The organism is Streptomyces sp. NBC_01622 (assembly GCF_045209635.1).
GTDB lineage: Bacteria > Actinomycetota > Actinomycetes > Streptomycetales > Streptomycetaceae > Streptomyces.
The window spans coordinates 174,634-198,127 of sequence record NZ_CP109293.1; the positions used below are offsets into that span (position 1 = coordinate 174,634).

The following is a 23,494-nucleotide window of genomic DNA, read 5'->3' on the forward strand; positions in this document are numbered from 1 at the left end:
CCGTCCGGAGCTGCAGGCCGCGTACACCGCTTCAGAACGGGCCGAGGACCACCTGAGGGGACACTCAGTCGGTCGCGGCATAGGTCCAGAAGTCACGCATCCACGCGGGGAACGCGGGACCGGACAGGCCGCAGGGGGTGAAGAGGACGCTGACCGTGTCGGTCGACGGGTCGATGTGTGCGGCGGTGCCGGTGCCGCCCACCCAGCCGTAGCGACCGGGGGTGTTCCACGGCTCCGCGGAGGTGACGTCGACCGAGCCGCCGTAGCCCCACCCCTGGCCCTGGAGGAAGAGGTCGCCCTCGGCGCGCTGGTCCGCGGTGAGGTGATCCGTCGTCATGAGGCGTGCGGACTCCGGGGAGAGGACCGTGCCGCCGCCGGCCAGCAGCATGCGGCCGAAGGCGTGCCAGTCCGCGACGGTGGACACCAGGCCTCCCGCGCCCGAGGCGAAGGCGGGCGGGGTGGACCAGGCGCCGTCGGCTGCGTCGGCGAAGGTGTGGGTGCCGTCTGGGGCTGTCAGGTAGTAGGGGGTGAGGCGGTCGCGTTCCGGTGCCGGTACGGCGAAGGCCGTGTCCTTCATCCCGAGCGGCTCGAGGATCCGCTCGGCCAGGAACTCCGGCAGTCCACGTCCCGCGGCCCGTGCCACCAGCACGCCTTGCAGGTCGGAGCTTGCGTTGTACAGAAACGCCTCTCCGGGCTGTCGCAGCAAGGGGATGTCGGCGAGCGCGGCGAGCCACTCGTCCGGGGTCAGCGGCGACCGCGGGCCTCCGTTGTACACGGCCACGTCCGCGAACAGGGGCTGAAGGGCGGGGGCGGTGAAGTCGGCCCCGAAGCCCCATCCGGAGCGCGACGACAGGATGTCTTCGACGGTGATGGGACGGACCGCCGGCACCACGTCGTCCAGTTCGCTCGCGGGAGTGCGGACGACCTTCGGGGACGCCAGTTCCGGCAGCCAGCGCGCGATCGGCGCGTCCAGGGTGAGCACGCCGTCGTCGACGAGCGCCAGCACCGAGGCGGCGGTCACGGGCTTGGTGACCGATGCGAGCCGGAACAGGGTGTCGGCCCGCATCGGCGCAGAGCCCGCGGGCTCCGTCGATCCCACGGCCGCGACCTCCACCTCGCCGGAGCGCTCCACCAGCGCGACCGCTCCGGGGAAGGCTCCCTCGGCGACGTACTTCTCCAGCAGTGCGGTCAGATCGCTCATCAGGTTCTGCCCCTCGTGTCACGGCCGACGGCGGTTATGTCTCTAGGACCGTCCGCCGGCCCGGAACTCATCGGCGCAGAACCTCACGCCTCCTCAGCGGCCGTGGGTCCAGGTGCTGCGGTAGTCGGTGTACGTGTAGGGGTTGTCGAGGACCTTGGTCTCGGGGACGTCCGGGTTCATGCCCTTCGCCCAGGCCTCCTCACCCATCGTCGACCGCAGATGGTCCACGGTCCGCTCGACGGTGCGCCGCACCGCGGCCAGGTCGGTGCCGAGGAGACGGTGCTCGTGCTTGACCACCTGGCCGTCGACGATCACGGTGTGCACGTCGCCCCCGCTGGGCCTGGAAGGCCACATGGCCCTCACGGCTCGAAGCGGCGTACCGTCCCCTCGCCGGTCACCAGTGTCAGGACGATTCCCAGGTCGCGGGCGGCCGTGCCCGCGGCGATCTCAGTGAGAAGGTCGTCGCCATCCGCCCAGCGGCGCAGCAGCCGGTAGCGCTGGGCGAGCGTCAGGGTGAGGTCGCCGAGCGGGAGCGCGCCGGTCAGTGCCGCGAACGCGGCCTGGTCGGGTGTCGGGATCACGCCCACCGCGGCGAGGTCCTCGAGCGGCACCGTCGTGTGCGCCGGGCCCGCCCAGTCGGCGGCGGCCAGGCGGGGCACCCGCGCCACGGCGTCCGGGGCCGCGAGCCGGAACTCGGCCCAGCGGTGCAGCGCGTCGGACGGATCCGGTCCCCCGAGAAGACCACCGAGTCCCGGCCGGCCGAACTGGTCGGACCCCTGCTGTCTCAGAGCGTCGACCAACGCGGCCGGCAACCAGTCACTCCCGTCCGTGGGCTGACGCAGCGTCAGAGGCGCGGAAGCGGACGGGATTTCGGTGCCTCCGGTCTGCGGCTCGGGGGGCTTCACGGCGCTCGACTTCACCTGCTCCGGGGCGACCTGGACACCGAGACGGGCGGTGAAGAGTGCGGCTACGTTGTCCAGCCAGCCGGCCGCGACCGTAGGGTCGATGTCCGGCCGTACCGCCTTGCTCATGTAGCGGCCGGACTTGTCGTTCACGGTCCACGACCGCAGGCTCCCGCTCCAGCGGAACTCGCCCGACACCCGGCTCGCGCCGGCACGTGTACGACCGTCCTCCTCGAACACGGCGGCGATACCGGTGTGGCCGAGGCCGTCGATCTCCGCGCGCAGCGCCTGCGCCGTCACCTCGGGGCGTCGGGTGCGGACGCCGGCGAGCAGCGCGTCGAACCGGTCCTGCGCCACCACCTGCGAAGGGGCCTCGCTGCCGAGCAGGACACGGCCGTCGTCGGTCACCGTGTACAGCCACACCGCGTCGTGGTTGCCGGTGATCAGCAGGTCGGGGTCCACCTCTTCCAGGGGGATCCACAGCGGGTTCGCCCGTACGTCGCCCTCGTCGTCGCGCTCCTCGTCCTTCACCCGCTTCGGCAGCACAGGGTCGCCGAAACCGGCGGTGAGGTCACCGCCCGGACCGGGCCGCGGCGCCGCCGGCAGCAACGTCTCGTAGTGGTCGACGCCGTTGTAGGCGACGTACACGGTGGGCCCGTCGGCGTCCTCGGAGAGGCGGTGCAGGATGGATCCGCCGTGGCCGTCGGGCTGGACGACGACGAGATCGATGCCCAGCGACTGGGTGAGCAGCAGGGGTACGTCGTCGTAGAAGGGCGTGTGCCACAGCTCGGCCGAGCGGATCGCGCGGTCGACCAGCCCACGCTCCCCCAGCGCCACGGTCAGCGCCGGGGTGGCGGGCACGACGGCCGGCAGGTGGCTGCGGATCTCCCGCCACAGCGACCGCGACCTCAATGTGGCCGGGCCGTGCAGCGTACGCAGGACCAGTTGCCGCACGTTGTTCGCATGCGCCTGGTCGGTCAACGCGTGCCGTCGGGCGATCACCTCGCGTCCCGTGACGTCCTCCAGGCCCTCGGTCCTCAACTGGGCCTGGATGCGCGCCTGTTGCGTGGGGGTCAGCGGCAGGTGCGACCGCAGTCCCAGCAGGGCGAGCAGGGGCCGCAGGCTGCGCAGGTTCGGGTACCTGTCGTGCACGATCGTCTCCAACGGGTCCCGCGCGGCGTGCTGGTGGGCCGCAGCGGACGTCCCGTACCAGCCGACGATGTCGCTGCGCAGGTCGGCGACCGCCATTGTCTCTACGGTTCTGCCCCGCACGGTGTGGCCGGGGTGCTGGGCGCCGATGCCGGCGATGACGGCGGAGAACAGGCAGTTGCCGTCGGGACGCACGTTCTGGACGGTCATCTGCCGGCCCTCCACCAGGACAGTCCGAGCGGGCGGCGGCTGCTTGTCGCCTACGGACTTGACCGGTGCGTCCGAGTCGGGCTTGCCCTTGTCCTTGCCCTTCGGATCCTTGGTCTTCGTCTCCTTGCCCTGACTCTCCTTGTCCTCGGTCTCCTTGCTCTTCGTGTCCTGGTCGCTCTTGGATCCCTTGCCGTCGCTGCCCTTGTCCTTGCCCGTCCCCTTCGTGTCGTCGCCGTCCTTGCCCCCCGGCGGTTGCGCGCCCCGAACGGGCGGCGCAGGCACCGGTGTTGCGGACCGGGGACGGGCCGACAGATAACTGTCACCGCGCCGGTAGACCGTCACCTGCCGGAGCGGGCCGGCCGTCGGGTCATCGGAGCCCGGGAAGAACCGGTAGCCGCCGTCCTCCCCCACGACCGTGATGTCCACCCCGAGGGAACGCGCCGTCAGGTCCGCGGCAAGGTCCGCCGTCGCGTCGTCCCAACGGCGGGCCCGCTGCACGTGCAGCCGTACGAGACTCTGCCGCTGGGCGGGGGTGAGTGCGGTGAGCAGGGCGTCGGGCAGCCGACCGCCGTTCTCCTCGACAGTGGCGGACAGAGCAGGGTCACGCCGGAAGTGCTCGCCGAGCCTGCCGGTCAGTTCGGCCGTACGGAACACAGCCTGCGTGTCGAGCGTCACGTCCGGAGGCATGTCGCCGCTCCGGGCCACGCGGCCGGCCAGTGCCGCACGTCGCGATTCCGACACCGCCGTCGGCCCGCCGCGATCCCCGACACCGAGGACCGCCGTGAAGAAGCCGTTGCCGTCACCGTCCGGTTCGTGCAGGTCGTAGACCCAGCTCCGGCCGTCGGGATCGGTGGCGGTCAAGGTGCGGTGGTCCTGGGCCGCGTCGAACCGGCGCAGCGACGGGTCCGGGGTGCCGGCCGTCTCCCACGGCGGGCGGCTGAACGCGGGGCGCAGTTCGGCGTCGCCCGCCGCCTCGTCCTGCTCCCCAGCATCCTTCTTGTCACCCTCCTTCTTGTCTCCGTCCTTGTCGCTGGTCTTCTTCTCGGCGTCTTCCTTCTCCGCGTCCTTGTCGCTGCTCTTTTTGTCGGTCGTCTCGGTGGCCTTCTTCTCCGTCACCGGTGCCTTCGCGGTGCCCGGTGCCGGTGGCGCCCGGAAGACGACCTCGTCCGGTTCCGGGGTCGTGCCGAGCCGGGCGCGTCCCGCCGGCGTGGCCGCGAGCTGGTGCCAGCGGGTCAGGCGGTCGGCGGCTTCGCGGACGCGTGCGTACTCGTCGGCGAGTGCCTCGGCGAAAGCACGTCGTTCGCCCAACTCCGCGGTGAAGGCGTCCAGTTGGTCGCGAGCCGTGTCGCGGGCCGCACGAGCTGCGGTGACCTCGTCGTCGGCCGCCCGCAGCAGGGCGATCACGCGGTCGTGGGCGGTGTCGCGTTCCTCGTCGTGGAGTTCCGCCCAGCCGTCGTGGGCGGGTTCCGCGCCATCGTTCTCCTGTTCCAGGCGGGCGAGTTCGCCGCGTGCGGCGATCACCTGGGGCAGGGTCTCGGGGTCGCGGGCGGTGAGGGTGGTCAGCAGGTCCTCGGCGTCCGTGAGCGCCCTCTCGCGGCGCGGGCCCTCGTCGCGGCGCAGCTCCCAGTACTTCTTGTCGGCGGCCGTCCACTCCTTGTCGGCCTTGGTGACCGCGTCCCACGCCCTGGCAGCCACCGGCGGGAATCCGTCGTCGCCGATGAGGCCCAGTTCACGGGCGACGTCCTCGCGGACCCAGGCCAGGACGGTGGTCTCAGTCTCGCGTGCCTGCGGGGCGCGCTGCGGGTTGCCGAACGGGCTGCGCATCGCCCGCACCGGCGCGGAGTCCTTGACGTGGTGGTGGACCGCGGCCACGCTCAGCCAGGTCGTGGGGATGGCGAACAGGAACGTACGGGTGGTGTTCGGCTTGACGTTCACCGACGCGAGGCGGTCGCCGGCCGAGGCAAGGGTGTCGGACTCGGTCGAGACGTCGCCCGGTCCTGAGGCGCCCATCTGGTTGGTGCCAGTGGCGGCGGTCGATGTGGCGGGACCGCCGCCGAGCGACGACTCGGCCTGCCCGACGCGCCCGGCACTCGCGCCACCGCCCTGCACATGGCGTTTGGGTGCCTCGTGCTTCATGCCGTCGGTGACGGCGAGCAGCCGGGCCTGCCGGAACTGCGGCCGGGAGTAGAGCCGAAGGTCGGCGTCGGCGCCGCCGAAGAAGCCGCGTTCGGTCAGGCCGGCCACCTCGTAGCCGCCGGGGTCGAGGGTGCGGTCGTAGAAGGCGCTGAGGGCGCCGTTGCCGGTGCCGTCCTCCAGGTTCTGGGCGGGCCCGGTGCCGGCGCGGGTGAGCGGGGTGTCCTGGGCGCGGGCGATCAGGTCGTCGTCGACCGCGTCGGTGAGCGGGAAGGACGTGTCGTAGGCGGAGGCGAGGGCAAGGGAGTTGGCGGTGTGGAGCTGGTCGACGCCGACGATCCGGCGGACCTTGAAGCCGTCCGGAGGCATGGTGAACGGCTTCATGCTGTCGTCGGGGTGGAGTGTGTCGAGCCAGCCGCCGGGGCCGGTCGTGGCGGGCGGTGCGACGCGGCGGGAAGGTCCGGGGGCGTCGAGGGAGGGCGGGGCCAGCGGGTCGTCCCGTTCGGCGGCGGGGTCGACGGGGTCGGGGCGCATGAGGCTGAGCGGGTAGTGCTCGACGAGTTCCCCGACGTCGCCCTCGGAGCTGACGCGCAGCAGGCGTCGGCCGGAGACCCCGCGCCAGGTGCGGTGCGCGGCCCGCTTCACCCAGGCGGAGGCGCCGGTGCCGGTCTTCGGTTCGCGGGTGTCGGTGACCTCCAGGGTGAGCCGCATCCGGTAGCGGGTGACGTACTCGGCGTGTGCCTGGGTCGTCGTGGCGGTGGCGATCCGCACGCTGCCCTCGGACTGGTTCTGGGCGGCGGTCTGCTGGGTGGAGCCGACCTCCGCGTACGTCGGTCCAGCCATCCGCACGGTGTCGTTGCCGGTGTGCGCGCCTTGGGAGACGGTGGTGCCGACGCTGGCGCCGGAGGCGCGGCCGTGGCCCTCCTGCGTGGTCTCCGCGGCGCTCCGGTGCTCCTCCAACTCCACACTGTGCCCGAGGCCGCCGAAGCCGCTGCCGTCCGGTGCGGGTTTGTCGACGGGCACCTTCACCGGGATCAGTTCGGCGCGCGCCCGTACCTTGCGGCTGCCGACCCACAGGTTGGCGGTAGACGAGCCCCAACGGCCCACGCGGGCGGGCACGGACGAGCTGCCGCCGGTCATCTCCTTGCCGAGGGCGCGCACGACACGTTCCGACATCAGCCGGTGCACCGTGTCCCTGTCACTGGACGTCAGTCCGAGCGGCCTCAACTGCCGGTCGAAGTCGTTGAGTACGGTCGCGGTGTCGAGCGCGGTGAGCGGGAAACTGCCGAACGGATGGTCCAGGAGCCAGGGTTGGGGCGACCACCGGCGCCGGGTGTAGAGCGGTACGTCGCCCCAGCGGTCCCGGAGCAGTCCCATCCGGTAGGCGCTCTTCTCCGGGACGTGCCCGACCCAGCCGTCGTTGACGAGGACCCGTCGCCCGGACGCGCCGGCGAGCCAGCGGGGCAACCGCCGTACGCCCGTGGCGCGTTCGCCGACGAGGGTGGAGGTGGCGGCGATCTCGTGGTCGACGTCGGCGGTGACGAGGACCTGTCGGCCCTGGTCCTTGCGGTTGATCTCGGCGAGCGCGGTCCGGGAGACGGCCCGGAAGCGAGACTTGTCGAGGCGGTAGGGGCTGGCGACGAGGCCGTAGTTGCCGGTGGTCCCGGTGCCGGTGTCGTGCGAGTGGAGGTAGACGAGCTGGCCGCCGAAGAACAGCGTGCTCGTACTGGTGTGGCGTCCCGAGGCCTGGGTGGCACCGCCGATGGTCGTCTCCGCCTCGATCGGGACGGCACCCGTCACGGCGGTGAGGCTCCCGGGGCGCAGGCGGCTGCGGTGGGCGAGGACCGAGGAGCGGTCCAGGTAGGGGGCCTTCGCCCACAGCCCCGAGGCACGCCAGCCGGTCGGGGCGGACGACTGGTCGAAGTTCGCGGTCAGGAACTGGCTCTGGAACACGCGCAGCGCCGCGTCGTGGACGGGAGCACCCTGGTGGGTCAGCATCCAGGAGTTGCCCGACGACTCCTTGAGGACGTCCTCGGCGGCCCGGCCGAGGGCGGGGTCCGCGACAACCGCGAGGGTCAGATACGGGTGGCGCCGGTACTCCTCACGGCCCCGGCGGCCGGCCCGCTCGAACAGGCCGCGCTTGGCGAGCGCCAGGTCCCGCGCGGCCCGCCCGGTGGTCGCGAGAGGCACACCGTGCAGGGGGTGGTGCGGGCGTGCGGTGTCGCGGACGGGCGTGTGCTCGACGGGCACGCCGAGCAGCACACGACCGACGGAGGGTCCCTTGGCGGCCGGCCCGGAGTGAGAAGGACCCGGCGCACCGGTCGGGCCGATGAGGTTCTTCTCCCGCTCGGTGAAGACGAACGGCCGCGTGCCGAGCAGGTTGAGGAAAAGGACACCGCGCAACAGGCCGCGGAAGCGGCGGAAGCCGCCGCGCCGCGCGGTGAGGGTGACCTCGTAGCTGTACAGATGGGTGCCCTTGGTGCCGATCGACATGGCCTCGTGCGTGACGGCGGCCCCGTAACCACTCTCCGAGTCGGTGCGGCCGCCCCACCGCACGCCCAGCGAACCGGTGCCCGCGTGCTGCGGGCCGCCCGCCTCGTCGGTCGCCGCGTCCCGCAGCGAGAGCAGCCCCTCCGCGCCGATGTGTGCGCCGCGTGCGCTGTTCTGCCGCCCGCCGAGGCTCTCGCTGCCGGGTGCGCTGAACCGCAGCCGCAGGTCCTTCTGCGTGCCCTCGAAACGCCGGTCGGACAGAGCGGCGTCCACCCACACGTAACGGTGCGCGCGAGTGGCGCGGCGGGAGTCGACCAGGGAGATCCGCAGCCCCGTGGTCATCATCGTCTCCAGGTTGCCCGCCATGCTATGGAAGGCGAGGGTGTTGAGCACCTCCAGGGTGTTGGAGACCACCATCTGGAAGTGGTCGTCGCTGCGCCAGCGGGGATTGGCGGGATCGAGTTCGGACAGGGGCGCGACGAGGTCCGGGTAGGCGCGCGCGACCTCTTCGAGGACCTGGTAGCCGAAGTGGTCGAGGAACGTGCGGTCCTCGCCGTCGATGTCCCGTACGTAGGAACCGTCGGCGAACGTGAACTCCTCGACCCTGCTCATGCCGAGGGTGGGCGGCGAGTCCTGGGTGAGGTACGGCGGCATCCTCGGCGGCGTGCCGGGTGCGGGGCTCGCCTCCCCGGCGAGGCGGCGTGCCTCGGTGCGGGTGAGCCGTTCCACGGCCCAGGTCTGGAACGTACGGGTGCGTGGTGCCTCGCTCCAGGTCCGCGGGGGGTTCTTGCGCAGCTTGCCGGGTGTCGAGCTCGCGTCGTCGCGCCTGCGGTCGGGCAGCGGTGCCTTGGTGTCGGGCGGTGCGGTGACCGTGACGGTCTTCTGGACCAGGTAGAGGCCCGTGGGGTCGCCCTTGGCCTGACCGGCCGACTTCACGGCGCCGGTTCCGCCGGTGACGGAGGCGCGGTTGCGGGAGGAGCCGTAGCGGAAGTTGAGACCGGCGAGCAGCCGCAGGTCGAACTTGCCGTGGTCGATGCCGAGAAGCTGGAAGGCGGGTCCGAGGGCACCGCCGATGTCGACGCCCGAGGACCTGCCGGTGGTCCGCTCGTTGCGGACCGTCGTCTGGGAGATGTCCCGGAGTTCGGCGGCGGTGGTCTCGCTGATGAGGACGGCTTCGCCGGGCTCCACCCGGACCGCGAAGACACCGAGCGGTTCGCGCCCCGCGTCGTCCTTGAACAGCGGCGGCGAGGTGACCGTCCCGGCCGCCATGACCCGGCTCATGCGGTGGAACCCGTCGGTGGAGAAGAACGAGTTGATCTGCTTGCCGGCCATGCTGTCCGTGTCGGTACGGATCTGCTGGAGCGCCCAGTCCCGGATGTGTGCGACGGGGCCGAAGCTCTCCGTGTTCATCATGCGGTAGTGGGAGCCGCGGTCGAGCCGCATCCGCGGCGGCAGCCGGTCGGCGGGGGGCTTGGGCCGGGTGAGGCTGTCGGCGATGCGCACGAACAGCCCGTCCCTGACGGCGAAGCCGAAGGCGACCTGAGCACGCGTGCCGGACCTGGGCCCGATCGCCTTGCCGGTCCGGTCCACGGGGCGTCCGGCCGGATCGGTGACCTTGACCTCGTACCAGACGTCGTCGAGATGGGCGTGCGAGCCGTCGGTCGTGCGGGTCTCGTTCTGGTTCACGACGAGGTTCTGCATGTTGTACTCGACCCGCTTGGTCCACGAGAACTGCGCGAAGACCCGTCCCCAGGGCGCGAACAGCGTCTTCACCGGTCCGAGCGGCGCGGTGGGCGCGAGGGAGGTCGACGTGCTGTTCACGGCGACCCGGCCGGTGAGGGCGGTGTTGCGCTGCATCGTGTCGATCTTCACGGGGTTGGCGTAGCCGAAGGTGAACCTCTCCCACTGCCCGTACGGGCGGGCCGTGACCGTGAGAACCCGCGACTTGCCGTCCACCGTGCGGTAGTTGAACTGCTGCCCGTCACCGAAGAAGCCGCTCGGGTTGTGGACGAGGGCGTGTCGTACGTCGTCGAGGAGCCCGTCGCCCGCGCGGTTGCCGCCGGGACGCGCGGGACGGGGGCGGACACCGGGCGGCTGCCGGAGGTTGAGATCGAGCTGCTCGACGACGCGATCGGCGCCGCGCAGGACGCGGTCCCCCTGACCGAGGGTGTAGGAGCGGCGCAGCAGGTTGCGCGGCAGCCGGCGCAGCAACTCGCCGATGCCGCCCATGTAGACGGGCAGTTTGGCGCCGTCGGTGAACGACGCGGGTCCGCCGCCGCTGTACGGCGCGGGCGGCAGGTCCAGGTCGACACGCGGCGGCCGCCGGGAGTCCAGGTCGTGCACCACCCAGGTCGGCCCGGGCCTGACGGGCTTCTTGACGGGCGGTGCGGTGAACTCGGCCTCGGCGTCCTCGTCGATGGGTTCGAGCGGAGGGGTACGGCGGTTCGGCGGGGCGCCCTTGCGGGGTGGGCGCTGCCGACGGGGCTTCTCCGTGGGTTCGTCCGAGTCGCGGGGAGGTACCGAAGTCGACTTGTCGTCAGCGGACTTGACCAGCCCGTCGACCGGCACCCCCGTGATCGTGGTCGTCGCGTCGGTCGTCGAGTCGGTCGTGGTGGACGTCGTCGCGACGAGAGGTGTCCCGGTGCCCAGAGTGGCCACGGGCTGCGGAACGTCGGAGGACTCCTCGGGCTTGGGGGCACCGCCGCGCAACCGCTGCGGCAGCCCGAGGCTTATGCGGAGACGGGCGGCGAGCGAGGTCGCCTCCGCACGCGTCCCGCCCGCGGCCAGCACGTCGGCGACCTGACGTACCGTGCTTCGGTACGACTCGATCGCGTGACGCGAGTCCGCGAGCACGGGGTGCAGTTCCAGGGGCAGCACGAGCGCGGTGGCGGTGTCCCACGACTGGCGTGCGGTGTCCGGAGTTGCCCCGGGCGTGCTCAGCGCGAAGTCCGTGAACGCGTCGTCCCACAAGCGCCTGCTGGCCGTGGCAGCGGCGGTGTCGAGGTGCCCGGACCACGGACCGGGTTGCAACATCAGCGCCTTGGCCTGCTGCAAGGGCGTGAGTCCGGTCTCCAGTAGGGACAGTTTGCCGCTCCCCAGGGCTGCCTGGGTCTGCTGCTCGACGGTGAGAGCGGCTCCGGTGGAGGACAGGGCGGCGACGTCCACGTCGACATCGCCGGCCGGGAGGCCGGCGACGGAGAAGTCGTGGGGCAGGTCCTCCTCGGTCAACTGCGAGGCGATCCAGTGCCGTTGGGCGTCGGAGCGGCGTACCACGGGGACGATGGCGGGCTGCGCCGACGGGTCGGAGCCAAGGTCCAGGGCGGCGTCGGCGTGGGAACGCGGAACCTCGCCCAGTGCGCGCAGCCGCGCCTCGGTCCGCGAGAGCTCCGCCTGGGCCTGCCGCACCCTGTCGTCCGCGTCGGGCAGCGCGGTGACGTCACGGCTCGCTCCCTCGCCTGCCGCGACCCGCACGCGGAGCCGTTCAGCGGTGTCGACCGCGTGCTGCAACGACCGTACGGCGTCGGCATGGGCGTCGTGGGCGGCGCCGACGAGCCGGGCGGGGTGGGTGACGGTGTCCGGGGCTGGGTCTGTGGCGTCCGTTGTTGGTGAAGCTATGGCCTTTCCCTTGCCGGTACCCGTTCCGGTGTCCGTGGTCGGGATGCGGGTCGGCGTCGGGGCTTGGACAGGGTGCGGGGTGGGATTGCCGCTACCCGTGTTGTTGCTCGAACTCCCCTGGAGACGAGGGCTGTTGTGGGTTACTGCCGGAGGAACGGTGGTCCCGACGGTAGGCGTCACGGGGGCCGACGTCGCTACGAGCGGCGGAAACTCCGTGGCGGGCGGCTCGACAACAGAGTCCGGGTCCAGGGGCGGGTTCGTGTCCACGCCCTGTCCCGGCTGAACCGGAACGGCGGGATCGGCCGTCCCGGTTACCACCGGAGTCGGGGGCGGCTCGGCCCGAGTTGTTCCGGCTCGCTCCGCCTCGGGAGAGTTCAAGTCGTCGTTCTGCGCCGAGGGCTGGTTGCCGTTGGCGTTGCTGCCGTGCGTCACGACGGGCGGTGCCGAAGTGACACTGCCGCCGGTGACGGCCGGCGGGATCGGCGGGGCGGACCCGATGACCGTCTCGGGGGCCGTCGGCGGCGCGGACGCCCCAACCACGGGCGCAATGAACGGCGTTGAAGACCCCACCACAGGTGGAATGACCGGGACGGACGTGTGGGGCGGTGGGTCGGTGACGGTGAGCGGGGGCACCTTCGTCGACGTGTCGGCGTCCGTGCCGATGTGCATGCCGGTGTCCGTGCCCTGGCCCGATTCCGGATCCGCCTCCACGGGCGTGTGCGGGCCGCTCCCCACACCGGACTTGAGACCGCCGGCCACCGTGGTGGTCGACGGGTACGTCCCAAGGGTCTCCCCACCCCCGGAGGGCGTGTCGCCGCTCTTACCCGGGCCCGTGTTCCGACCGACGTCGCCGGCATCTCCGGTCCCGATGTCGGAGACCGATCTAGAGATCGTCGGCGGGTTCCCCAAGTTCTTCAACCAGTCGGCGCTGTTGGTGACCGCGTGCCCCGCTCCCGCCTCGAACCGCTCGCTCAGGCCCGACCCGACGAACGTCTGCCAACTCGGCGTGAAGTCACCGAAGAACGCGCCCATCACGAGGGACTCGGCCAGCGTCTCCGACGCGCCGTCCGCGACGAACTCGCCGCTCTGGTCGAGTACCTTGGCGGAGAAGCTCTCGTCGCCATGGGGTGTCGGCGTCACATGCGGGGTGACCGTGGAGGTCGTCTTGGGGACATGGGTCCCGGGTCCCGGCGTAGGACCGGACTTCGGCTTGTTCGTCAGGTTCAGGTCGGTGGTGTTCGGCTTCGGCCCCTTCGCCCCGCCCACGTTGATGTCGTCGAACTTCTTCCCCAGGTCACCGATGTTCTTGAAGTTGTTCGTGAGGCTCTTCATCGTCTTGGTGAGGATCGGTGCGAGGAACCCCGCGACGGCGCCGAACGCGGCGCTGAGACCGACGTCGCCCCAGTCGATCGACTTCGGCCGTTGCCCCTTGGGGGCGCCCACCATCATGGCCAGCCGGACCGCGAGCGTCATGAAGGCCTCCTCGGCGGCCTCCAGGAAGCTCGGCAACAGGTGCGTGCGGCGCGAGAGTTCGAGCAGGACCTCCAGGATGAACACGCGGCTGCGGGCACGTGCCACCGCCGCCTCACTGGCGCTGGCGCCGCCGGTGAAGAAGGACATCACCGCGAGGATCGCGAGCTCGATGAACAGGCGGATCAGTTCGGCGATGATGTTCCACTTCGCCTCGCGGATCTGCATGGCGATGTTGACCTGGTTCTCGGTCACGTTGTCCAGGTCGGCCTCGAACTTGTCGAGATAGGGCAGGACTTCGTTGATCGCCCCGATGAACTGGTCGGCGGTTCCCTTGGGAAGGCCCTCCCCCACAGTCAATACCGCTTGTTTCGCCCGTGACTTGAGCGCGCCGATGTGCTGGTGGAGCTGTTCGAAGGACCGGCTGGTGTCGTAGGCGCGGTCCTCGTTGGCCTCCAGGAACTTCTCCCCGATGAGGATGAAGAACAGCCAGTTGAGCTTGGGAGAGACGACGATGGCCACGTTACGGTCGGCTCCCGGTCCGCCCTTGTTGTTCGTGGATGGCGTCGATGATCCCGCCCTGGTTGCTGCGGATCGCGCGGAGATTGTCGAGAGTGCCGTCACCCACGGCCGAGATGCCGGCCGCGATGGCGTCGATAGTGGCGAGGACGGAGTCGCGGGTCTGAACGAACTCCTTCCGGAGCTGCTTCCCGTAACTGTCGTCGCCGGTCCAGCTGACGTCGGCCAAGGCGGCATGGGCCGACGCGCCGACCTCGTCGGCGTAGCTGCCGAGGTCCTTGATGACCCGGGTGCCGCCCATGATGGCCTCGGGGCTCGATGTGTAGGACGGGCCGGTCATCGGGTGCCTCCGTCCTCTTCGTCGTCGGCGATCTCGTCGTGCAGCCGGGTGCGTGCGGCGGGCCTGCCGGAGCTGCTCCGGGCAGGGGCGGGCGGGCCCACGAAACGGGCCCAGTCGATGTCGAGTCCGGCGAGTTCGGGCACCTGCGGGCTGGGGGCGTCGAGCGGCCGGAAGCGGCGGGCCGCCTCGCGCCGTGCCTGCGCGCGGCCCGCTTCGACCGCCTCGATGATCGCCGCGCTCAGTTCCGCGCTCGACATCTCGCGGAACTTGGCCCCCAGGAACCGCAGGTCGCTCAGTTCGCCCCGGGGTCCGACGGTGACCTCTACGGAGCCGTCCTTGGAGACCGTGGCCGAGGAGAAGTCACCCATGTCGGCTTCCGCGCGTGCCGCGTCCTGCTCGGCTGCCGCCAGTTCGGTTCTGGCCCGGGATAAGCGTCGCTCCAGCTGTTCCGCGTAACCGTCCGGGCCGGACTCGGGCTCCTGGGTCATGCGGCCTCCATCTTCCTCGTACTCCACTCACCGGAGGTGAATACGGCGGGGACCGACGCGAACGCCGGGCGGCCCGTACCGGCGGGGGCACGCGTCGGTAGCACGGACACGTGCCGGCGGCAGTCACGTCGGCGCGCACCGGAGGTTCCCGTCCGTACGCACCCGGGGGCCCGCATCACTCGCACCGAAACAGGACGCGCGCGGCTCGGGCCCGCAGACGTCCGATCATGGCCGGGCTGGTTGACGTCCGTCCCAACGGCACATGACGCGCAATGGATGAAGATTCGCATCCGGATTAACTTCCCCTGCACCAGGGCGACTCGAGGTCGCGGCGCACCTGCGCCGAGAGACCCGGCGACGGCCCGACCGCGGGAAGACGACGGCCTCGCCGTTCTGTGAGCGGGGTCCCCGTCCCTCACAGATCCACGCGTACTCCCCAGCCCCGTTCGAGCGCCACGTCATAGGCCACCCGGACCGCCGCGACGTCGAGGGCGGCGTGGCCGGTGGACTTGAAGACGGTGAGGGCGTCGGTGTCACCGCCCCGGCCCGGATGGCCGCCGTCGAGGACGGACCCGAGGAGGGTCACCGGCCGGCCGGGGGCGAGGTCCTGGAGTTCATGGGCGCCCGCCGGTGGTGGCGCGGTGGCCGCGCCGGTCCACTCGGTGAACAGGACCGCGTCCCGGACGGTGCCGGGGTCCAGTTCGGGTCCCTGGGAGCCGCCGACCGACGAGACATGGACGCCGGGAGCGAGCCACTCGCGTCGGACGACGGGCGTGGCGGCGCCGGTGCAGCAGAACACCACATCGGCCTCGCGTACCGCCTCCTCGACCCCGGCGGCGACCCGCGCGCCGGGATGCAGCGCGGCCGCCGCGCCGGCCCGTACCGGATCGCGGCCGGCCACCGTCACCCCGGCCTTAGGCCGCACCGTCGCGAGCAGGGCGAGTTGGGCGCGGGCCTGGGCGCCTGTCCCCACCACCGCTACCCGGCCGAGACCGGGGCGGACGGCCAGGGCCAGCGCGCTCCGGGTGGCGACCGCCGCCGTGCGGACCTCGGTCAGCGACTCGCCGTCCACGAGCGCCAACGCCCGCCCGTCGTGCTCGTCGAACAGGGCCACCAGCCCCCGGTGGAAACCGCGTCCGGGGTGCCGTGGATCGGCGGTCACGGTCACCAGCTTCGCGGCCAGCCCGAGCCCGGGGACGTAACCAGGCATCGCGCCCAGCAGACCGGTCGGGGTCAGGGCGGCGATCCGCGGCGGGACGGAGACCTCGTCGCGGGCGATGGAGACCAGGGCCCGGCCCACCGCGTCGAGGACGGCGTCGGGCCGCAGCGCGGCGGCCGTCTGCCGTCGGTCCAACACCAGCAGGCCGCTCACCGGCCGGCCTCCGCTGTGCCGGCGGTCAGGGCCGTTCCCAGCTCGTCCGCCGCCGCGCGCAACTGCCGCTCCACCGAGGCCAGTTCCGGCCCGTCGAACTCAACGTCCGGTCCCACGACCGTCAGTGCGCACACCGGAGCGCCGGGGTCGGGCACCACCGCCCGGCTGACGGAGGCCACCAGCTTGTCGTTGCGACCGCGCTCCACGGCGACACCGGTCCGTTCCACCTCGGCCAACTCCCGTGCCACGTGCACGGCTTCGTCGCCCAGTCCGTCCAACCACCTTATCCTGGCGTCCGGTTCGAGTGCGGCGACCAGAGCCAACGGCCCGGCGAACCGCCCCACCGGCAGCAGTTCACCCCGCAAGTGGCTGATCATGGCCAGCCGTTCGGGCCTGACCACGTCGATCACCCGGGTGCCGCCCTCCTCCAGGACCTGGAGGTTGACCATCATCGAGGTCGCGGCGGACAGCCGTTCCAGCACCGGACGGGCCAGCGCGGTCAGCGAGTTGCCCGCGGCCGAGGCGGACATCCGGAGGACGGCGGCGCCGGGCAGATAGCGGTCACCGGCCCGCAGCACCCAGCCCCGCCGGACCAGGTCCAGCAGGATCCGGTAGGCGGTGGCACGGTGCAGGCCCACCTCGACGGCCAGATCGGTCAGCCGCACCGGCTGCGGTGCGCGCGAGACAGCCTCGACCAGGTCGAGCGCCTTGTCCACGGCCGACCTGGGCGGTGCCGCGGTACGGGGTGCGACGGGCATGGCAGTGGTTCATCCCTCTCGTCCACGATGCGGCCGCAGAGTACAGTATCTGCATTTTCATCAAACGATACAGTTGTTACATAGAGCGTAACAACATAACGACTGACGACCTCTCGTCCTGAAGGTGGCCATGACCGATCTGCCCCCGGGTGCCCCGACCCCCTGGGCCGCACCGCCCGCCGGAACCGTCACGGTCTACCGCGGCGCCACTCTCTTCGACGGCACCGGCGACCGGCCCCGTGCGGACACCACGATCGTCACGGACGGCGCCCGGATCCACACCGTCGTCGGCGACGGCGACCCGTTGCCCCCGCTCGCGGCCGACGCGCCCCGCGTCGACCTCGACGGCAGGTTCGTGCTCCCCGGACTGATCGACACCCACCAGCACCTGGCCACCCCGCCCGACCGGCCCGTCGCCGAGGCGGTGCTCCGGCGCCTGGTGCACAGCGGGGTCACCGCCGTCCGCGACATGGCCGACGACCTGCGGCAGATCGGCGACCTCGCCCGGGCGACCCTGGTCGGCGAGATCCCCGGCCCCGACATCCGCTACGCGGCGCTCATGGCCGGCCCTTCCTTCTTCGACGACCCGCGCACCCACGAGGTCTCCCGGGGCGCGACGCCCGGCGCCGTGCCCTGGATGCAGGCCGTCACCCCCGACACCGACCTCACTATCGCCGTCGCCCTGGCCCGTGGCACCCACGCCGCCGCGATCAAGGTCTACGCCGACCTGGACGCCGCGACCGTTGCCGCGGTCACCGCCGAGGCGCACCGCCAGGGCATCGCCGTCTGGGCGCACGCCGCCGTCTTCCCGGCCGCGCCCGGCGAGGTCGTCGCCGCGGGCGTGGACGGCGTCTCCCACGTCACCCTGCTCGCCTTCGAGAACCCCACCGAGCCGCTGAGCAGCTACAAGACCAAACCCCCGGTGGACCACGACCGTTTCGCCACGGGCGACGACCCGCAACTGGCCGCGCTCTTCGCCGAGATGCGCCGCCGCGGCACCGTCCTCGACGCCACCGCGTCCATGTGGACCAGCGACGAACTCCGGGGAGACACCGCCGAGTCCGCCGGACGAGCCCGTCGCAACACCGAGTTGGCCGCCGCGGTCACCGCCCAGGCACACCGCGCCGGAGTCGGCGTCTGCACCGGCACGGATTTCGAGACCGACCCCGACGACCCGTTTCCCGCCCTCTACGGCGAACTCGCCTTCCTCGTCGACCGTTGCGGCATCCCCGCCGCGGACGTCCTGCGCTCGGCGACCCTGGTCGGCGCGAAGGCCGCCGGCACCGAGGCGGACATGGGCAGTGTCGAAGCCGGCAAGCTCGCGAACTTCGCCGTCCTGGACGAGGACCCGCTCCGGGACATCGCCAACCTGCGCACCATCACCCTCACCGTGAAACGCGGCCGCCGCTTCGACCGCGCCGACTTCGAGGAGGATGCCAAGTGACCGCCGCCGCCCACCCGATGATCGTCAACGCGCTGGGGCAGCTCGACAACCCCAACACCCCCGCCGCCCGGGCCGCCGCCACCCAGCTCAACCCCGCCAGCGCCCAACTAGCCGTCGACGCCCGGGCGATCGCCGAGACCCGCGCCTCCGGCCTGACCGCCGTCAACATCACCCTCGGCTACACCATGGGCGACCTGCCGCCGTACGAGCACACGCTGGACGAGATCGCGGTCTGGGACGGGATCCTCGACGCTCACCCGGCCGACCTGCTCAAGGTGCGTACCGCCGCCGACATCCGGCGCGCCCATCGCGAGCGGCGGATCGGTGTCATCTACGGCTTCCAGAACGCCGTCGCCGTCGGCGAGGACCCCGCCCTCGTCGAGAGCCGCGTCGCCGGGTTCGCGGAGGCCGGTGTACGGGTCGTCCAGCTCACCTACAACCAGGCCAACCACCTCGGCGACGGCTCCATGGCCACCGCCAACGGGGGCCTGACCCCGTTCGGCCGCCGGGTCGTCGAGGCCCTCAACGACCACCACCTGATGGTCGACCTCTCCCACAGCGGGGAGAACACCTGCCTGGACGCCGCCCGGCACTCCCGGCAGCCCGTGTCGATCAACCACACCGGCTGCCGTGCCCTGGCCGACCTCCCGCGCAACAAGACGGACGAGGAACTCCGCCTGGTCGCCGACCGGGGCGGGTTCGTCGGCATCTACTTCATGCCCTTCCTCAACCCGACCGGCCACGCCACCGCCGCCGACGTCGTCGACCACATCGCGCACGCGGTCGACGTCTGCGGCGAGGACCACGTCGGCATCGGCACCGACGGCACCATCACCGCCGTGGACGACCTCGACGCCTATCGCGCGGCCCTCGCCGAACACGTCGCCGCCCGGCAAGCGGCCGGCGTCGGTGCGGCGGGCGAGCGGGCCGACACCTACCCCTTCGTCGTGGACCTGCGCGGAGTGGACCAGTTCCGCGACCTGATCCGCCTCCTGGAGAAGCGCGGCTACCGCTCCGGACGCATCGAGAAGATCCTCGGCCGCAACTTCCTCGACTACGCGGACCGCGTCTGGACGTCCTGAGGGTCCGCCTGCCGCGTGGCCGGTTCCGCGTCCCGTACCACCTCTGACGGGGTCCGGGCCGATGAGGAAATGATCAGTGCGGAGCTGCCGGTGTCACGGTCCGTGAGGCCTGCGAGGAGGGCGAGGCCGAGGCCGGCTGCGGCGAGCGTCGCTCCGACCAGGGCCGGTGAGGCCCAGCCCCAGCCTGCTGAGATGGCCAGACCGCCGAGCCAGGCGCCGCCGGCGTTGGCCAGGTTGAAGGCGGAGTGGTTGGAGGCTGCGGCCATCGTCGGGGCGTTCTTCGCCTTGGCCATGAGCAGCATCTGCACGGGGGTGGTGACCAGGGCGCCCATCGCGCCCATGAACACGAGGGTCACCAGGGCGGGGACGGCGCTGTGCACGGTGAAGTAGAACGCCACGAGCGTCGAGCCGAGCAGGAACAGGCCCCCGTACAACGTCGGGCGCAGGGCCCGGTCGGTGAGCGGACCCGCGATCAGTGTGCCCAGCGTCATTCCGATGCCGTAGAGCGCGAGGACCCAGGTGGTGGAGGAGTCGGCGAGGCCGGTCACATGGGTCAGGATCGGCACCAGGTAGCTGTAGACGGCGAAGAAGCCGCCGAATCCCACGACGGCTGTGGCCAGGCCGAGGGCGACCTGCCGGTTGCCCATCGCCCGCAGTTCGTGCCGGATGCCGACCTGGTTGCCGCGGGGCTGATGGGGGACGAAGGCGGCCAGCGCGGCCAGCGCTAGAAGGCCGATGACGGCGACGGCGCAGTAGGCGTACCGCCAGCCGAGGTGCTGGCCGAGGGCGGTGCCGGCCGGGACGCCGACGATGTTGGCGACGGTGAGTCCGAGGAACATCCTCGACACGGCCCACCCGGCTCGTTCGGGGGCGACCAGCCGGGAGGCCACGACGGCGCCCACGCCGAACAGCGCTCCGTGGGGCAGGCCCGCCAGGAACCGTGCTGCGAACAGCAGACCGAAGTTCGGAGCGAGAGCGGAGGCGACGTTGCCGATCACGAACATCGCGGACAGCAGGAGCAGGAGCCGTTTGTGGGCGATGCGCGCGCCGATGCCGGTCAGGACGGGCGCCCCGACGACGACACCGAGCGCGTAGGCGGAAACGAGGTTTCCGGCGTGCGGCACGGACACGCCGACGCCGTCGGCGATCTGGGGCAGCAGTCCCATGGTGGCGAACTCTGTTGCAATTCGGCTTTGGGTACGAGAATGGAGGGACAGGGGACGACCGCAGGAGGGGCCATGACGATCACCACCATCGCGACGCTCACGGGACGCGAGTACTTGCGCGTCTCGGTCGACAACTCCGGCTTCGAGCAGAGCAACAACGATCAGCACGATGACAACGCCGATGTCGCCGCAGACTTCGGGATCACGCTGGGCGACGGCTACTCCGACGTCGGCTCCGGATCCCGGCTGGCGTGGAAACCGCGCGGTGACTTCCTGCGCCTCATGGCCGACCTGCGCTCCGGCGACTTCGGTGCTGACATCCTCCAGATGTGGGAAAACAGCCGTGGATCACGACAGCCGCGCGAGTGGCTCGACCTGATTGACGTGTGCCGGGCACGGGGCGTGAAGATCTTGATCACCACGCACCGCCGCATCTTTGACCCGGACAATTGGCGTGACCGGCAGGAACTCCAGAAGGAGAGTCTTGCTGCGGAGGCGTACAGCGAGGAGACACGAGAGCGCGTGGAGAGGGCACTCAAGCGCAACGGCGAGAAGGGGAAGCCGCACGGCGCGATCCCGTACGGCTTCGACCGCTCGTACGTCAAGGTCCACAACAGCAAGGGCCGCGTAGTCACCCGACCCGACAAACAGTTCTCCAAGCCGTCCGAGGCCCTGCATGTGATCGACCTGTTCGTGCAGCTCAAGGCAGGGACATCGTTCGGAGCGATCGAGCGGGACTGGGCAGAGCGTGGGATCGTGAGCAAGGACGGTATCCCGTTCAGCGCGCAGTCCCTGTCTCAGATGGCGCGGAAGATCAGCTACGTTGCCAAGCGTGTGCGGACCCGGACCACCAGGGACGAGAACGGCAAGCGCAAGAACATCGCGCTTGGCGAGGTGGACGCCGTCTGGCCGGTGATCGCCGACTTCGAAGGGTCGCCGATGAGCGCCGAGGAGTTCGTGACCTTGTTCTACGACGTGCAGGCCATGCTCAAGGACCCGGACCGGCGGACCAACCCGGGCGGTGGGGCGAAGCACGTGTGGACCGGGGCCGTGCGGTGCGACGTATGCAGTGGGCCGATCACCGTGACCGCGCATCTGTCCAAGGAAGGTGAGCAGGTGTACGCGTGCCGGGACAAGGGCTGTATCCGGCTGAGTCAGAAGCCCGCTCTGGACGATCTTCTGACCAGCCACGTCCTCGGCCTGCTCGCCGACCCGGACGTCTACGCACGGCTCGGATCGGGCAACGATGGCGATGACACCGAACTCCGCACCGTGCGCGCCGAGTTGAGGCTGAAGCGGGCGGACCTGAAGTCGACGCAGGAGACCGAGGGCGAATCGGACGCGCACGAGCGGCGCCTCGCCCGCAAGGAGGAGCGGCTCGAAACCGAGATCACGGATCTGGAGCAGCGTGAGGCGGAGCTGACCAAGCCCAACCCGCTGGAGGAGCTGTTCCCGGCCGGACCGGCGGAGACCGTGGCCGCACGGTGGGAGGCGACCGAGATCACCGCCAAGCGAGCGATAGCCGCGCTCATCCTGTCCCCCAAGATCATGGGAGAGGTACGGATCAAGCGGGTGGTCGACTCCGCGTCCGACGCGGTTGCCGACCGGATCACCTGGCGCACCAAGGACTGATCATCCGTGAATGAAGAACGCTGGCACGGCGGGCCCCCCACCAGAAGGTGAGGGGCCCGTTGTCCGTGCCTGCTCACAAGCGGGAGTGCAGCCAGACCAGGAACAGGCTGGCGGCCGTGGTGCTCGCGCCGTACGCGGCCCCGTAGAGGGCGCGGAGGACGAGGACACGCCGGTACCGCTTCATCGACCTGACTGCGCGCTGAGCCGGGCCACGACTGGGCACGTCAGGGCCCGGTTGGTTATGGTGCATGGGACTCCTTTCTGCATTGGTAGGGGTACGCACAGGGAGCCCGCTCCCGCCCGAGGTTTTGCAGGCCAACTGGGCGGCGGCAGGGCTCCCTTCGCGTCTGGATTGGAGTCTACCGAGGGGTGATCGGAACAGGATTCGGCCGACTGCAAATGGGGTGCGTAGTGCAGGTGGGAGCCGGCTGGATGGTAACGCCCACATGCCTTCAGATCTCTCTACGTCTCGCCACATCTCAATTCGTCGCTCTCCATCTCGGCAGGGATGACCCTCGAAGTGACGTTGCGCACACGGCCGTTCGGGGATCTCCCGGTGCCGTGTCGGGGAGCAGTAGACCCCCTCTGTGCGAAGTGACGCAAACGTAGAGTTTTGTGAAAACTCTTTGACTGTTTCCCCTGGTCAGAGACGCGAGGCATGTTACAAAACTTCATGCAGTCCCGAGGAGGTACCTCTCGCGTCCGCACATCGAACTCTTCCAGCGCTGTATATGTTCAAGCTGTGATCAGCCTGAGAAGCCACGGAGAAGCCTCTGTGAGGGTGGCTCTGCACACGAATGAAGCCCGGCCGACAGGGGGAACGTCGGACGGGCTTCGGTCTGTTGGGGGCTACACCCCGCGCAGGTGTCTGGACACCAGAACGCGCGTCATGATTCGGAGCAGGACCGGGTCGATCACGTCTACGTCGTCGGCATGATCGCGGTGGGCATAGACGTCCCACCCCGGACCGCTGTTGCCCTGTTGGTGCAGGACGATCACGCCGTCCTCAGGGTCCGTGATCACCTCGTCGCAGGCTCGGCACACGCGTACGGTCATGACGCGCCCGCCTTCCTGAACAGGTGGCAGGTGCACGTGCAGCGGGGCACCAGCAAGATCCCGCCACCTCCCGGGAGCGGGATGTCCGTTGTCTGTCGGCAGTCGGCGTGCAGGCCTTTGTACTCCGGCCGTTGGGCAACCGCGCACTCGGCAGACATGGTGTCCGTGTCGACGGTCGGCGCGCTCATGACGCGACCTCTTGGTGATGGCTCCGGATCTCGACGTTGCAGTCTGTGACCTTGCTCAGATCCCCGCACCGCCGTGCCGTCTCCCGGTCCCGCGCGAGCACCTCGCACACATCGCACCCGGCGACCGGCACCGGTTCGAGCAGCGGCAGCGGGAGATCAACAGGGCCGGTCATCGTGGTCTTGACGTCCATGCCAACACCCTTGGCCAGACGCTGTGTCCAGCCCCATTCCCCGGCTGTAATCTCACCGTGAGATGGGTTCCCATCGGTTCAGCGATAC

At 70.9% G+C, this 23,494-nt stretch carries 13 protein-coding genes; 3 read left to right on the top strand and 10 right to left on the bottom strand.

Translation table 11 applies throughout. The features are described 5' to 3' along the window. Nucleotides 1-64: 64 nt before the first annotated feature. From OH768_RS00825 to OH768_RS00855, 7 genes are all read right to left on the bottom strand, one after another. Nucleotides 65-1,201 carry a serine hydrolase domain-containing protein gene (locus OH768_RS00825; protein WP_406448935.1) on the bottom strand — a complete coding sequence of 379 codons (1,137 nt, stop codon included), beginning with the start codon at nt 1,199-1,201 and terminating at the stop codon, nt 65-67. Between the two features lie 93 nt (nt 1,202-1,294). Continuing rightward, on the bottom strand, nt 1,295-1,525 hold the full coding sequence (locus OH768_RS00830; RefSeq protein ID WP_406448937.1) for a hypothetical protein: 231 nt from the start codon (nt 1,523-1,525) through the stop codon (nt 1,295-1,297). Between the two features lie 35 nt (nt 1,526-1,560). Next, nucleotides 1,561-13,692 carry a hypothetical protein gene (locus OH768_RS00835; protein ID WP_406448939.1) on the bottom strand — a complete coding sequence of 4,044 codons (12,132 nt, stop codon included), beginning with the start codon at nt 13,690-13,692 and terminating at the stop codon, nt 1,561-1,563. A 1-nt stretch (nt 13,693) separates the two neighbouring features. Beyond that, nucleotides 13,694-14,029 carry a hypothetical protein gene (locus OH768_RS00840; protein WP_406448941.1) on the bottom strand — a complete coding sequence of 112 codons (336 nt, stop codon included), beginning with the start codon at nt 14,027-14,029 and terminating at the stop codon, nt 13,694-13,696. After that, nucleotides 14,026-14,517, bottom strand: a complete 492-nt coding sequence (locus OH768_RS00845) for a YbaB/EbfC family nucleoid-associated protein (protein ID WP_406448943.1) — start codon at nt 14,515-14,517, stop codon at nt 14,026-14,028. Before OH768_RS00845 ends, OH768_RS00840 begins: the two co-directional genes overlap by 4 nt. 415 nt (nt 14,518-14,932) lie before the next feature. Next, nucleotides 14,933-15,889: an ornithine cyclodeaminase family protein gene (locus OH768_RS00850; protein ID WP_406448945.1), complete on the bottom strand. Its 957-nt coding sequence runs from the start codon at nt 15,887-15,889 to the stop codon at nt 14,933-14,935. Further along, on the bottom strand, nt 15,886-16,647 hold the full coding sequence (locus OH768_RS00855; RefSeq protein ID WP_406448947.1) for an IclR family transcriptional regulator: 762 nt from the start codon (nt 16,645-16,647) through the stop codon (nt 15,886-15,888). The genes OH768_RS00850 and OH768_RS00855 overlap by 4 nt, the downstream gene beginning before the upstream one ends. Nucleotides 16,648-16,777: 130 nt before the next feature. On the opposite strand from OH768_RS00855, the gene OH768_RS00860 reads away from it, so the two are divergent. Continuing rightward, complete coding sequence (locus OH768_RS00860) at nt 16,778-18,091, top strand: amidohydrolase family protein (RefSeq protein WP_406448949.1); 1,314 nt, start codon at nt 16,778-16,780, stop codon at nt 18,089-18,091. Further along, a complete protein-coding gene (locus OH768_RS00865; protein ID WP_406448951.1) occupies nt 18,088-19,173 on the top strand; it encodes a dipeptidase in 1,086 nt (361 codons plus the stop codon). Before OH768_RS00860 ends, OH768_RS00865 begins: the two co-directional genes overlap by 4 nt. Here the strand turns inward: OH768_RS00865 and OH768_RS00870 are convergent. Continuing rightward, the gene (locus OH768_RS00870; RefSeq protein WP_406465089.1) at nt 19,146-20,390 is read right to left on the bottom strand and encodes an MFS transporter; all 1,245 of its coding nucleotides are present in this window, start codon (nt 20,388-20,390) and stop codon (nt 19,146-19,148) included. The two genes, OH768_RS00865 and OH768_RS00870, sit on opposite strands and share 28 nt — an antisense overlap. Nucleotides 20,391-20,411: 21 nt before the next feature. Between OH768_RS00870 and OH768_RS00875 the strand changes: the two genes are divergently transcribed. Then, nucleotides 20,412-21,971, top strand: coding sequence for a recombinase family protein (locus OH768_RS00875; protein ID WP_406448953.1), 1,560 nt, complete (start codon nt 20,412-20,414; stop codon nt 21,969-21,971). Between the two features lie 849 nt (nt 21,972-22,820). On the opposite strand, the gene OH768_RS00880 is transcribed toward OH768_RS00875, so the two are convergent. Beyond that, complete coding sequence (locus tag OH768_RS00880; RefSeq protein WP_406448955.1) at nt 22,821-23,027, bottom strand: hypothetical protein; 207 nt, start codon at nt 23,025-23,027, stop codon at nt 22,821-22,823. Nucleotides 23,028-23,211: 184 nt separating this feature from the next. Continuing rightward, a complete protein-coding gene (locus OH768_RS00885; protein ID WP_406448957.1) occupies nt 23,212-23,406 on the bottom strand; it encodes a hypothetical protein in 195 nt (64 codons plus the stop codon). Nucleotides 23,407-23,494: the final 88 nt, after the last annotated feature.

Coding starts and splice junctions, on each gene's coding strand:
- OH768_RS00825 (WP_406448935.1), bottom strand. CDS start 1,201: ATGAGCGATCTGACCGCACTGCTGGAGAAGTACGTCGCCGAGGGAGCC.
- OH768_RS00840 (WP_406448941.1), bottom strand. CDS start 14,029: ATGACCGGCCCGTCCTACACATCGAGCCCCGAGGCCATCATGGGCGGC.
- OH768_RS00845 (WP_406448943.1), bottom strand. CDS start 14,517: ATGACCCAGGAGCCCGAGTCCGGCCCGGACGGTTACGCGGAACAGCTG.
- OH768_RS00855 (WP_406448947.1), bottom strand. CDS start 16,647: ATGCCCGTCGCACCCCGTACCGCGGCACCGCCCAGGTCGGCCGTGGAC.
- OH768_RS00860 (WP_406448949.1), top strand. CDS start 16,778: ATGACCGATCTGCCCCCGGGTGCCCCGACCCCCTGGGCCGCACCGCCC.
- OH768_RS00875 (WP_406448953.1), top strand. CDS start 20,412: ATGACGATCACCACCATCGCGACGCTCACGGGACGCGAGTACTTGCGC.
- OH768_RS00880 (WP_406448955.1), bottom strand. CDS start 23,027: ATGACCGTACGCGTGTGCCGAGCCTGCGACGAGGTGATCACGGACCCT.
- OH768_RS00885 (WP_406448957.1), bottom strand. CDS start 23,406: ATGGACGTCAAGACCACGATGACCGGCCCTGTTGATCTCCCGCTGCCG.